This is a genomic window from Oryzihumus sp. (assembly GCF_054325275.1).
This window is the reverse complement of record NZ_JBTCWL010000044.1, coordinates 21,087-32,418: the sequence shown is the minus strand read 5'-3', so window position 1 is coordinate 32,418 and position 11,332 is coordinate 21,087. Positions and strand designations below refer to the sequence as shown.

10 protein-coding genes are annotated in these 11,332 nt (G+C 71.3%); 5 read left to right on the top strand and 5 right to left on the bottom strand.

Annotated features, from left to right (window positions below):
* Nucleotides 1-143: 143 nt before the first annotated feature.
* The gene (locus ACXVGS_RS12510) at nucleotides 144-1,661 is read right to left on the bottom strand and encodes an APC family permease (RefSeq protein ID WP_458537007.1); all 1,518 of its coding nucleotides are present in this window, start codon (nucleotides 1,659-1,661) and stop codon (nucleotides 144-146) included.
* A 96-nt stretch (nucleotides 1,662-1,757) separates the two neighbouring features.
* On the opposite strand from ACXVGS_RS12510, the gene ACXVGS_RS12505 reads away from it, so the two are divergent.
* Both ACXVGS_RS12505 and ACXVGS_RS12500 read left to right on the top strand, forming a co-directional pair.
* A complete protein-coding gene (locus ACXVGS_RS12505; protein WP_458529274.1) occupies nucleotides 1,758-2,564 on the top strand; it encodes an RDD family protein in 807 nt (268 codons plus the stop codon).
* On the top strand, nucleotides 2,564-3,349 hold the full coding sequence (locus tag ACXVGS_RS12500; protein WP_458531944.1) for a class I SAM-dependent methyltransferase: 786 nt from the start codon (nucleotides 2,564-2,566) through the stop codon (nucleotides 3,347-3,349). Before ACXVGS_RS12505 ends, ACXVGS_RS12500 begins: the two co-directional genes overlap by 1 nt.
* Nucleotides 3,350-3,426: 77 nt before the next feature.
* On the opposite strand, the gene fahA is transcribed toward ACXVGS_RS12500, so the two are convergent.
* Nucleotides 3,427-4,650 (bottom strand): fumarylacetoacetase, encoded by a 1,224-nt coding sequence (gene fahA / locus ACXVGS_RS12495; protein WP_458537006.1) that lies wholly within the window; start codon nucleotides 4,648-4,650, stop codon nucleotides 3,427-3,429.
* Nucleotides 4,647-5,531, bottom strand: a complete 885-nt coding sequence (locus tag ACXVGS_RS12490; protein ID WP_458529271.1) for a hypothetical protein — start codon at nucleotides 5,529-5,531, stop codon at nucleotides 4,647-4,649. Before ACXVGS_RS12490 ends, fahA begins: the two co-directional genes overlap by 4 nt.
* A gap of 88 nt (nucleotides 5,532-5,619) precedes the next feature.
* Here ACXVGS_RS12490 and ACXVGS_RS12485 point away from each other — a divergent pair, with 88 nt between their 5' ends.
* The 3 genes from ACXVGS_RS12485 (at nucleotide 5,620) to ACXVGS_RS12475 (ending at nucleotide 10,290) form a co-directional block, all read left to right on the top strand.
* A complete protein-coding gene (locus ACXVGS_RS12485; RefSeq protein WP_458537005.1) occupies nucleotides 5,620-6,891 on the top strand; it encodes a homogentisate 1,2-dioxygenase domain-containing protein in 1,272 nt (423 codons plus the stop codon).
* A gap of 141 nt (nucleotides 6,892-7,032) precedes the next feature.
* The gene (locus ACXVGS_RS12480) at nucleotides 7,033-8,943 is read left to right on the top strand and encodes a bifunctional metallophosphatase/5'-nucleotidase (RefSeq protein ID WP_458531947.1); all 1,911 of its coding nucleotides are present in this window, start codon (nucleotides 7,033-7,035) and stop codon (nucleotides 8,941-8,943) included.
* Nucleotides 8,944-9,060: 117 nt separating this feature from the next.
* Nucleotides 9,061-10,290 (top strand): acetyl-CoA hydrolase/transferase family protein, encoded by a 1,230-nt coding sequence (locus tag ACXVGS_RS12475; RefSeq protein WP_458537004.1) that lies wholly within the window; start codon nucleotides 9,061-9,063, stop codon nucleotides 10,288-10,290.
* A 13-nt stretch (nucleotides 10,291-10,303) separates the two neighbouring features.
* Here ACXVGS_RS12475 and ACXVGS_RS12470 read toward each other — a convergent pair whose 3' ends face one another.
* Together ACXVGS_RS12470 and ACXVGS_RS12465 are read right to left on the bottom strand one after the other, a co-directional pair.
* The gene (locus tag ACXVGS_RS12470; RefSeq protein WP_458537003.1) at nucleotides 10,304-10,651 is read right to left on the bottom strand and encodes a YrdB family protein; all 348 of its coding nucleotides are present in this window, start codon (nucleotides 10,649-10,651) and stop codon (nucleotides 10,304-10,306) included.
* Entirely contained in the window at nucleotides 10,648-11,271 is a 624-nt protein-coding gene (locus tag ACXVGS_RS12465) for an isochorismatase family protein (RefSeq protein WP_458529266.1), read from the bottom strand. The genes ACXVGS_RS12470 and ACXVGS_RS12465 overlap by 4 nt, the downstream gene beginning before the upstream one ends.
* Nucleotides 11,272-11,332 lie beyond the last annotated feature (61 nt).

Sequence of the window (11,332 nt, the reverse complement as noted above, 5' to 3'; positions counted from 1 at the left end):
CATCTGGGCCCGCATGGGCGGCGGTGCGGGGCTGATCGTCGTGGGCCTGCTCCTGCCGCTCTACGTCGCCGGCTGACCCCCGCACACGGCGACGGCACGGCATACCGGGCCGGGATGCCGTGCCGTCGCGTGGGTGGGTGGCCTCAGGCCGTGACGGCCTCAGCCTCCTCGCCGGTGGCAAGGCGCGCCTTGCGCCGGCTGTAGCCGAGGTAGACGACCATGCCGACGACCATCCAGACCGCGAAGCGCAGCCAGGTCTCCATCGTCAGGTTGGTCATCAGGTAGAGGCAGGCCAGCGCCGACACGATCGGCAGCACCGGCGACAGCGGCACGCGGAACGGCCGGTGCACGTCCGGGCGCTTGCGGCGCAGGACCGGCACCGCCAGCGAGACGATGATGAACGCGAACAGTGTGGCGATGCTGACCAGGTCGGCCAGGGCGGCCAGCGGGACGAAGCCGGCCAGTACGGCCACGAAGATCGTCGTGGCGATGGTGATCCGGTAGGGCGTGCCCCACTTCGGGTGCACCTTGGCGACCGCCGGCGGCAGCAGCCGGTCGCGGCCCATGGCGAAGCCGATCCGGCCCATGGCCACGAGGTCGACCAGGATGACCGAGGTCAGGCCACAGACGGCGGCGATGGAGACCAGGGTGGAGGCCCAGCCCTGGCCGACGGCGTCGAACGCGCTGGCGATCGGGGCGCCCTCGTCGATCTTCTTGTAGCTGACCATGCCGGTGACCACGAACGAGACACCGATGTAGAGCACCGTGCACAGGGCCAGGGTGCCCAGCAGGCCGATGGTGAGGTCGCGCTTGGGGCGCTTGGTCTCCTCGCCGAGGTTGGCCACCGCCTCGAAGCCGGTGTAGGCGAAGAAGACCACCGCGGCGGCGGTCAGCACGCCGGCCATGCCGTAGGCGGAGGGGGAGATGCCGAAGACGGCCTGGCTCAGCGGCTGCTTGAGGCCGCTGACGCTCTGCTTGACCGGCTCGGCGTGCGGCACGAACGGGACCAGGTTGGACTTGGTGATGAAGAACGCGCCGGCGACGATGACGAACACGCACACGGCGACCTTGACCAGCACGAGGGCGTTGGTGACGCGGGCCGACTCACGGATGCCCACGGCGGCGATGACGCCGAGCACGAGCGTGATGAGGATGGCCCCGACGTTGACGACCGAGCCGTCCTCGGCGAACCAGGCGCTGGGCAGGTGGAAGAGGTTGGCGAGGTAGCCCGACCAGCCGCGGGCCACCACGGAGGCGCCGAGGGCGAACTCCAGGATCAGGTCCCAGCCGATGATCCAGGCGAAGACCTCGCCGATGGTCGCGTAGGCGTAGGTGTAGGCGCTGCCTGCCGCCGGGACGCTGGAGGCCATCTCCGCGTAGCACAGGGCGGCCAGCAGGCTGACCACGCCGGCGATGATGAAGGAGATGGTGACGGCCGGCCCGGCGTGCTGCTTGGCCTCCACCCCGGTGAGGGTGAAGATGCCGGTGCCGATGACGATGCCGACGCCGAAACCCATCAGGTCGAACGGGCCGAGCTTGCGGCGGAGCTTGCCCGAGGAGGGGGCGCCGGTGTGTTCCTCGCCCTCGTCGGCGGACTGGGCCAGGACGTCCTCGACCGGTTTGGTCCGCAGGATCGACTGCGTGGATGTGTCGTCACTCATGCCCGACGACGTTACCGGCTGGTACGCCTCGGGCGCGCCCCCGGACGTGGGGGAGTGTGACTGTCCTCATGGGGGTCACGTGGCAGGCTGTGCGCCATGACGCAGCCATCGGGGTGGTACGACGACCCCCAGGACCCCAGCAAGCTCCGGTACTGGGACGGAGTGATCTGGACCGACCACGTGACGCCGAAGCAGGCGCCATCCCTCGAGCAGTCGACGATCGGCATGGCCCAGCAGCCCACCTGGGGCGAGACGGGCACGGGCGGTGACCGCTCGGCATACCCGGGGCCGGCTCCGATGCCGACATGGCAGCAGCAGGGTTACGTCACCCCTCAGGCCACCACGCCCGACGGCGTGCCGCTGTCCGGGTGGTGGAAGCGGGTGCTCGCCCGCCTCATCGACGGCTTCATCACGTTCTTCATCGGCCTGCCGCTGACCGGCTACTTCATCTACCGCTACTTCCAGGCCGTCATCGACTACGCCGACAAGCAGGTGCAGCGGGCGCGAAGCGGCGCGCAGCCCTCCCCGTTCGCCCTGCCGACCGAGCTCTACGTCTGGGTCATCCCGGTCGCGCTGCTCAGCGTCCTGGTCGCGGTCGTCTACGAGTACCTCTTCCTCACCCACTCCGGTGCGACCTGGGGCAAGAAGGCGGTCGGCATCAGCGTCCGGCTGCGCGAGACCCCGGGGCCGCTGCCCTCGTCGGCCGCGTGGCGCCGCATCGGGGTGATCAACGGCCTGCAGCTGTTCAGCCTCATCCCGATCCTGGGCAACCTGGCGAGCATCGCAGAGCTGCTCAACTACCTGTGGCCGCTGTGGGACCCGAACAAGCAGGCGTGGCACGACAAGGCCGCGAAGACCAACGTCGTGGTGGGCCCCCAGCCCAAGCGCCCCACTGACCGGTGATGCTGCGTGAGCTGAGGCGGCGCGCCCGCGACGCCGCTGTGCGGGCGGTGGCGGCGGGCACCGTGCCCCTGCGCGAGGACGTGGCCGGCCTGCAGATGCAGCTCGCCGAGACCCAGCAGCGGCTCGAGCATCTCCGGCACCAGATGCAGCACGTCGAGCGACGCAATCTGTCGCTGGCCGCCGACCGCATCGCCGTTGAGTCCTCGGCCGCGTGGGCGATGGAGCACCTGCCGCGCACGCCGACCTTCCCCGACAAGGCCGCGACCCTGGGCCACGCCATGGCCCATGCCCCGGCCGAGGGCCTCGTGCTGGAGTTCGGCGTGTGGACCGGCTCGACGCTGCGGGCGATCGTCGAGTCGCTCCCCGGCCACGAGGTCTTCGGGTTCGACTCCTTCCAGGGGCTGCCCGAGGACTGGCGCACGGGCTTCCCCGCGGGCATGTTCGGGGTCGACGGACTGCCCCAGGTGCCCGGCGCCGAGCTCGTCGTGGGCTGGTTCGACCAGACGCTGCCGGGGTTCCTGGCAGGTCATCCGGGGCCGGTCGCGTTCCTGCACGTGGACTGCGACCTGTACTCCTCGACGACCACGGTGCTCGACGCGGTAGGGCCGCGCCTCGTGCCGGGCTCGGTCATCGTGTTCGACGAGTACTTCAACTACCCGGGGTGGCAGGGCGGGGAGCACCGCGCCTGGCAGGAGTACGTCGAGCGGACCGGCACGCGGTTCAGCTGGCTGGGCTACACCCTGGAGGACGAGCAGGTGGCGGTTCAGGTCACCTCGGTCGGCTGACCCTGCCCACCGCTCAGCCCGCGTCCTGGCGGCACCCGTGAGGGTCCGGATCGCGGGCTGACGCGTTTCGGTGGGTACTACCGGCGCGCCGGGCGGATGGTGCCTGCGACCTCGCCGAGCCCGATGCGCGCACCGTCCGGGCCGGGAGCCCAGCCGGTGATGGTGACCGTGTCGCCGTCCTCGAGGAACGCCCGGGTGGTGCCGTCCTCCAGGGTCACCGGCTCCTGGCCGCTCCACGTCAGCTCGAGCAGGCAGCCGCGGGTCTGCTTGTCCGCGCCGCTGATCGTGCCGGAGCCGAACAGGTCACCGTCGCGCAGGCTGGCCCCGTTGACGCTGAGGTGGGCCAGCATCTGGGTGGGCGACCAGTACATGTCGGCGTACTCCGGCCGGCTGACCACGGTGCCGTTGACCCGCACCTCGCAGTGGATGTCGAGGCCGAAGGCGCTGGCCTCGTCGCCGCGCAGGTAGTCAAGCGGCTGGGGGTCCTGCCCGGGCAGCGGGACGTGGGCGGACTCCAGCGCCGCCATCGGCACCACCCACGCCGAGATGCTCGTGCCGAAGGACTTGCCGAGGAACGGGCCGAGCGGGACGTACTCCCACGCCTGGATGTCGCGGGCGCTCCAGTCGTTGAGCAGCACGACGCCGAAGAGGTGCTCGACGGCTTCGTCGATCGGCACCGCCTGGCCGAGGGGCGTCGCGCCCCCGACCACGAAGCCGAGCTCGGTCTCGATGTCCAGGCGCCGCGACGGTCCGAACGTGGGGGCCGGGTCGCTCGGCGCCTTGCGCTGACCGCACGGCCGGACGATGTCGGTGCCGCTGACCACGACGGTGCCGGCGCGGCCGTGGTAGCCGATCGGCAGGTGCTTCCAGTTCGGCGTCAGGGGCTCGCTGTCGGGCCGGAAGATCCGCCCGACGTTGGAGGCGTGGTGCTCGCTGGCGTAGAAGTCGACGTAGTCGGCCACCTCGAACGGCAGGTGCAGCGTCACGTCGGCGACCGGCAGCAGGTGCGGCTCGACCGCGTCGCGGTACATCGGGTCGGTGAGCACCTCGATTAGCCAGGCGCGCCCTGCCGCCCAGGCGTGATGCCCGCGGGAGAGGAAGTCGTTCAGGCTCGGCCGGTCCCAGCACACGCCGGACTCCATGCCGGCGTGCTCGGCCGCAGCTGCCGCGTCGAGGACGTGGTCGCCGACGCGCACGCCCACGCGCCGGCGCGGGTCGGCCGCGGTGGAGAACACGCCGTAGGGCAGCGTGGCCAGCCCGAAGAGGTGGTCGGCGGGCAGGTCGAGCCAGCTGGTCGTCATACTGTTGTCTCCTCGATCAGTCCCAGCGTGGACAGCTCGCCGATGGGGTCCATCACCCCGCAGCAGCCGTATGCCGTGAAGAAGGCCCGCGTGATGCTCGCGTCGGCGACGCTCATGCGGCTGACCGCCTCCAGCACGGGCTCGGGATCCTGTTGTGCCAGAAGGGGTTCGAGCTCGTCGACCTCGGCGCCGTTGAGTGCCCAGCGGACGGCGTGCAACACGTTGAGGAAGCCGAACTGCTGCTCCCCGTCGTGCGTGCCGGTCACGGCGTGGTGCAGGCCGCCGGTGAGCTTGAAGCCGAGGTCGGTGTCGATGCACGTGCGGACGAAGCCGGCCAGCTCGCCGGGCGCGGGCACGTCGGTGGTGGCGGTGGCGCCGGTGCGGAACTTGGCCTGGACGCCCTCCCGGCCACCCGCCCGGGCGGCGACGTCGCGCAGCGCCGCGCCCAGGTCATGGCCGCGGGGGACCTCGACCGAGACCGGCAGCTGCCAGTCCAGGGCCAGCTCCCAGCCGGCGGCCCAGCCGACCTCCACGCCGGCGACCTCGACCCGCCCGTCCTCCCGCAGCCGGGACAGCGCCTCGCCGACCGCGGCCACCGCGACGCCGGGCCGGCCGATGAGCACGACGTTCAGGGCCTGGCCCGCCTGGCCGGGCAGCGGCAGGGTCAGCAGCTCCTCGGCGGCGGAGGCGGGCACGAGCAGCGGGCCGACCAGGTCGGCCACGTCGGCGGACTGGCGGGCCAGGTGCTCCTCGACCGCCCGGTCCAGCGGCGCCAGGCCCGGCGGGAACACCGCGGCGTCGTCGAACAGCCTTGTGAACAGGGCGCGTTCGGCCGGCTGGGATACTCGGGGGGAGCCCCGCCCGTCGGGTCTGGTTGACATGGTGGGCAGGCTACTGGACAGTGCTGGAACAGGTACACCCGCGTCCGCTCACAGGACGCGCAGGGCATTCGGTGGGAGACGAGGACCGATGGCGCACTACCAGCTGCGGGGCAACGTGCCCCCGAAGCGGCACACCCAGCACCGGACGCCGGAGGGCGGGCTGTACTACGAGGAGCTGATGGGGGAGGAGGGCTTCTCCTCCGACTCCTCGCTGCTCTACCACCGCGGGCTGCCCTCGGCGATCCAGGACGTGCGCGAGTGGGACCTCGGCGACCAGGCGACGACGCCCAACCACCCGCTGCTGCCGCGCCACCTGACCCTGCACGACCTGTTCGGCGCCACGGACCCGCGCGGGGACCACCACGGCGTCGACGTGGTCACGGGCCGCCGCCTGGTCCTGGGCAACGGTGACGTGCGCATCTCCTACGTCGTCGCAGACACCCCGAGTCCCTTCTACCGCAACGGGATCGGCGACGAGTGCGTCTACGTCGAGCGCGGCGGCGCCCGCGTCGAGACGGTCTTCGGCGCGTTCGAGGTGGCCACCGGCGACTACCTGGTCATCCCGCGGGCGACCACCCACCGGTGGATCCCGCGCGTCGAGGGCGACGAGGGATACACCGTGCCGCTGCGGGCCTACTGCATCGAGGCCAACTCCCACATCACCCCGCCCAAGCGCTACCTGTCGCGCTTCGGCCAGCTGCTCGAGCACGCGCCCTACTGCGAGCGCGACCTGCGCACGCCGGAGGGCCCGCTGCTGGCCGAGGAGGTCGGCGAGGACCGGGACGCGCCGACCGAGGTGTACATCAAGCACCGCGGCAACGGCCCGGGCGGCCTCGTCGGCACCGTCTACACCTACCCCTACCACCCGCTCGACGTCGTGGGCTGGGACGGCTGCCTCTACCCGTACGCCTTCAACGTCAGCGACTTCGAGCCGATCACCGGACGGGTGCACCAGCCGCCGCCGGTGCACCAGGTGTTCGAGGGGCACAACTTCGTCATCTGCAACTTCGTGCCGCGCAAGGTCGACTACCACCCGCTGTCGATCCCGGTGCCCTACTACCACTCCAACGTCGACAGCGACGAGGTCATGTTCTACGTCGACGGCGACTACGAGGCGCGCAAGGGCTCGGGCATCGGCAAGGGCTCGATCTCGCTGCACCCCGGTGGTCACGCCCACGGCCCGCAGCCGGGTGCCTACGAGCGCTCGATCGGCGTGGAGTTCTTCGACGAGCTCGCCGTCATGGTCGACACGTTCCGGCCGCTGGAGCTGGGGGAGGCCGGGCGCGCGGTCGACGACGGGAAATACGCCTGGACCTGGACCGGCGGCCGACGCGACGAGCCGATCGACGGAGCCGGCTGACCCTTTCCGGCGCATGAACGGTTGCCAATTTGTTGTCCTTCGTCCCGCTATCGGACGCTTTGCGCGGCTAGTCTGCGCCGGGGCTCAGGGGAGCCCACCCGCGGTGACCCCGCGGCAGGCGCAGACGACGCTGGAGGCGGCGTGACGAACAACGAGGGCATCAACCAGGCAGCCGCGACCGAGGACGCCACCGCGGCGCAGCGGTCCCGCCGTGAGCTGCTGGCCATGGCCGCGGTGGGTGCCGCGGGAGCCGGCGTCGCGGCGATCGCCGGCGGCACACCGGCATACGCCGCAGGCCAGGGCGCGCCCCGCGGCCCCAAGACCCACCGGCTGACCGTCCTGGGCACGACCGACACCCACGGCAACGTGTTCAACTGGGACTACTTCAAGGACGCGGAGTACGACGACAAGCCGCACAACGACATCGGCCTCGCCAAGATCTCCACCCTCGTCACCGCGATGCGCGAGGAGCGGGGCGGCCGCAACTGCCTCATGCTCGACGCCGGCGACACCATTCAGGGCACGCCGCTGAGCTACTACTACGCCAAGATCGACCCGATCACCAAGGGCGCCATCCACCCGATGGCCGCGGCGATGAACGTCATCGGCTACGACGCCGCCGCCCTGGGCAACCACGAGTTCAACTACGGCATGGACACCCTGCGGGCGTTCCAGAAGCAGCTGCACTTCCCGCTGCTCGGCGCCAACGCGCTGGACTGGAACACCGGCGCGCCGACGTTCCCGCCCTTCGTCATCAAGACGATGCGCCTCGACGGCGGCCACGAGGTCCGCGTCGGCATCCTCGGCCTGGTCACCCCGGGCGTGGCGATCTGGGACAAGGCCAACGTCGAGGGCAAGGTGAAGTTCCAGGGCATCGTCGAGCAGGCCAAGGTGTTCGTGCCACGCCTGCGCAAGGCCGGGGCCGATGTCGTCATCGTGTCCTGCCACTCCGGCGCGACGACGTCCTCCTCCTACGGTGACGCGCTGCCGTGGCCGGAGAACGCCAGCTCGCTCCTCGCCGAGCAGGTCCCCGGCATCGACGCGATCCTCGTCGGGCACGCGCACCTGGAGATCCCCGAGCGCTTCGTGCAGAACACGACCACCGGCCAGCAGGTGCTGCTCGTCGAGCCGCTCAAGTGGGGCATGCGCCTGGCGGTCATGGACCTGGACCTGGTCAAGGAGCACGGCCGCTGGCGCGTGGCGACGGCGCACTCGCACCTGCTCGACGCCAACACGGTGCCGGAGGACAAGCGGATCAGCGACCTGCTGGCCAAGGACCACGAGACGGTGCGCTCCTACGTGAACTCCGTCATCGGCACCTCGACCCGGGCGATGTCCTGCGCCACCTCGCGGTTCGAGGACACCGCCGCGATCGACCTGATCAACCACGTGCAGGCCGACGCCGTGAAGAAGGCGCTCGCCGGGACCGCCGACGCGGCGCTGCCGGTGCTGTCGATCGCCGCACCGTTCAACCCCGACGCCTCGATCCCGGCCGGCAACGTGACGGTGCGCGACATGGCCGGGCTGTACGTCTACGACAACACACTCATGGGCATCAAGCTCACCGGCGCGCAGGTCAAGGACTACCTCGAGTGGTCCGCGTACTACTTCCAGCAGGTCAGCGGCACCGGGCCGTTCACCCCCGACCAGGTCACCAACGCCAAGACCGACCTGGCGCCGAACGGCACGCCGGACTACAACTACGACATCATGGCCGGCCTCGACGCGCCGCTGACCTACGACATCGACATCGCCAAGGCACCCGGCTCGCGGATCGCGAACCTCGCCTACGGCGGCGTCCCCGTCGACCCGGCTGCGACGTTCGTCATCGCGATCAACAACTACCGCCAGTCCGGCGGCGGCAACTTCCCGGGCGTCAAGACGGCACCGGTCGTCTACAACGCCCAGGCCGAGATCCGCCAGCTGATCATCGACTGGGTCACCGCGACCAAGACGATCGACCCGGCGATGTTCTCCACCTACGACTGGAAGCTGGTCAGCAACGGCGCGCCGGTCACCATCGAGGGCGCCTCCGAGGGCGGCCGCCACTAGGCCTGGCACGCAGCCCGGTATGCCGTGGGGCCGGCTCGCGCACGCGGGCCGGCCCCACGCGTGTGAGGGGACCCGGTTTCCCGGCGCCGGGCACCGCGGATGCGCGAGAGTGGGCGCGTGCGCACCGTGACCGCCGACCTCATCGCCTCGGCCGCAGCCCGTGCCGGCGGGGAGCCCCGTGTCGTGACCAGTGGCAACGCCGCCGTGCCATGGCGCCTGCTCCGCCTGCTCGACGAGTCGGTCGAGCGCTACCGGCTGCACCAGCTGAACGCGCCGCACGGCATACCGGCCCGTGAGGGGGTCGTCCACGAGACCTGCTTCGTCGGCGTTGGGATGCGGCGCAGCCCGCGCCTGTCCTACGTGCCGGCGCGGCTGTCGCAGGTGCCGCTGCTCTACAGCCAGACGCTGCGCCCCGACATCGTGCTGGTGCACACCTCCGCGCCGCACGGCGGCCGGGTCTCCCTGGGGATCTCGGTCAACGTGCTCCCCGCGGCGATCGAGGCGGCCAGGGCGCGCGGCGGTGTCGTGCTCGCCCAGGTGAACCGGCAGATGCCCTACACCTTCGGCGACGGGGAGCTCGACCTCGACCTCTTCGACGGGGTCCTGGAGACCGACGAGCTGCCCGGCCCGCCGCACCCCGTGTCCGTGCCGGACGACGCGGCCTGCCGGATCGGCGAGCTGGTCGCGGCACGCATCGGCGACGGCGCCACGCTCCAGATGGGCATCGGCGAGGTGCCAGACGCGGTGCTGCCCGGGCTCGTGAGCCGGCGTGGCCTGCGGGTGTGGAGCGAGATGTTCAGCGACGGGGTCCTGGCGCTGGACCGGGCCGGCGCGCTCGACGCCGACCAGCCGCTCATCGCCTCCTTCGCGATCGGCACCCCGGAGCTCTACGCGTGGATGGACCGCAACCCGCGCGTGCGGCTGCTGCGCACCGAGGTGACCAACTCCCCGGCGCGGATCGCGCAGAACCCGGCCATGACGAGCATCAACACCGCCCTGCAGGTCGACCTGTTCGGCCAGGCCAACGCCTCCCGCATCAACGCGCGGATCCACTCCGGCTTCGGAGGGCAGACCGACTTCGTCGTCGGCGCGCTGCACTCGCCCGGTGGCCAGGCGTTGATGGCGCTTCGCTCGTGGCACCGCAAGGCCGACGTCTCCACGATCGTGGCGATGGTGGAGGAACCGGTGACGTCGTTCCAGCACACTGCGGTGGTCACCGAGCAGGGGACGGCCCAGATCTTCGGCGTCGACGAGCGCATCCAGGCCGCGCACCTGATCGACCACGCTGCCCACCCCTCGGTGCGCGAGGAGCTGCGCGAGGAGGCCGTCGCGCTCGGGCTGGGATGACTCGGCCGACAGCTCAGGCGGCGCGGCGGTCGTAGACCTTCCCGACGGCGAAGAGCATCGCGAGGACGATGCCGAACGCGAGGTAGCCGTAGACGAGCAGGCCGACGACCGTGAGGCCGAAGATCAGGACCTCGACGATGGTGCGCGCCGGCTCACCGAGGTGCCGCGGCGCGCGCGGGGCGATGAAGGTGCCCCAGATGGCCGCGGCCGCAAGGGGCAGCGCGATCCCGGCCACGATCGAGAGCAGCAGGCTGTCGAACATCGCCGCGCCGATGAAGGCCAGTGCGGCCAGGAGCACGAGCTCGCTGAGGAACCGCACGCCAGCCAGCAGGCCGATGCTGGGGGTCTGCTCCTGGGTCACGAGACCTCCTCGGTCGAAGCGAGCACCGGTGCCCCGACCAGGTCTGCCCCGGCCTCGCGCAGCTGCTCCAGTGCCGCAGCGGTCGTCGCGGGGGCGACGCCGGCGGTGAGGTCGAGCAGCACGCGGGTGTCGAAGCCCTCGTCCAGCGCGTCGAGCGCGGTGGCCCGCACGCAGTGGTCGGTGGCGATGCCGACGATGTCGACCGACTCGATCGCCCGGTCGCGCAGCCAGTCGCCCAGGCCGACCCGGTGGTCGGCGGACTCCACGGTGCTGCCCTCGAACCCGCTGTAGGCCGCCGCGTGCAGACCCTTGCGGAAGATTGCCTCGACGTGCTCGAACGCCCGCTCCGCGCCGGGGTGGAACAGCGCGCCGTCACTGCCGACGCGGCAGTGCACCGGCCAGGTGTCCACGAAGTCGGGGTGGTCGGAGAAGTGCGCGCCGGGGTCCTCGTGCCAGTCGGCGGTCGCCACGATGGCTCCGTAGTCGTCGGCGTGGGCGACCACGTGGTCGCTGATGCGGCGGGCCACGTCGGCGCCGCCGGGCACGGGCAGCGAGCCGCCCTCGCAGAAGTCGTTCTGCACGTCGACCAGGATCAACGCGCGCGACAGGTCCGCACTCATGCTGAAACGCTAACCCGGTAACCGGACATGACGTGTCAGGTAGCGGGAAACGACACGCGGG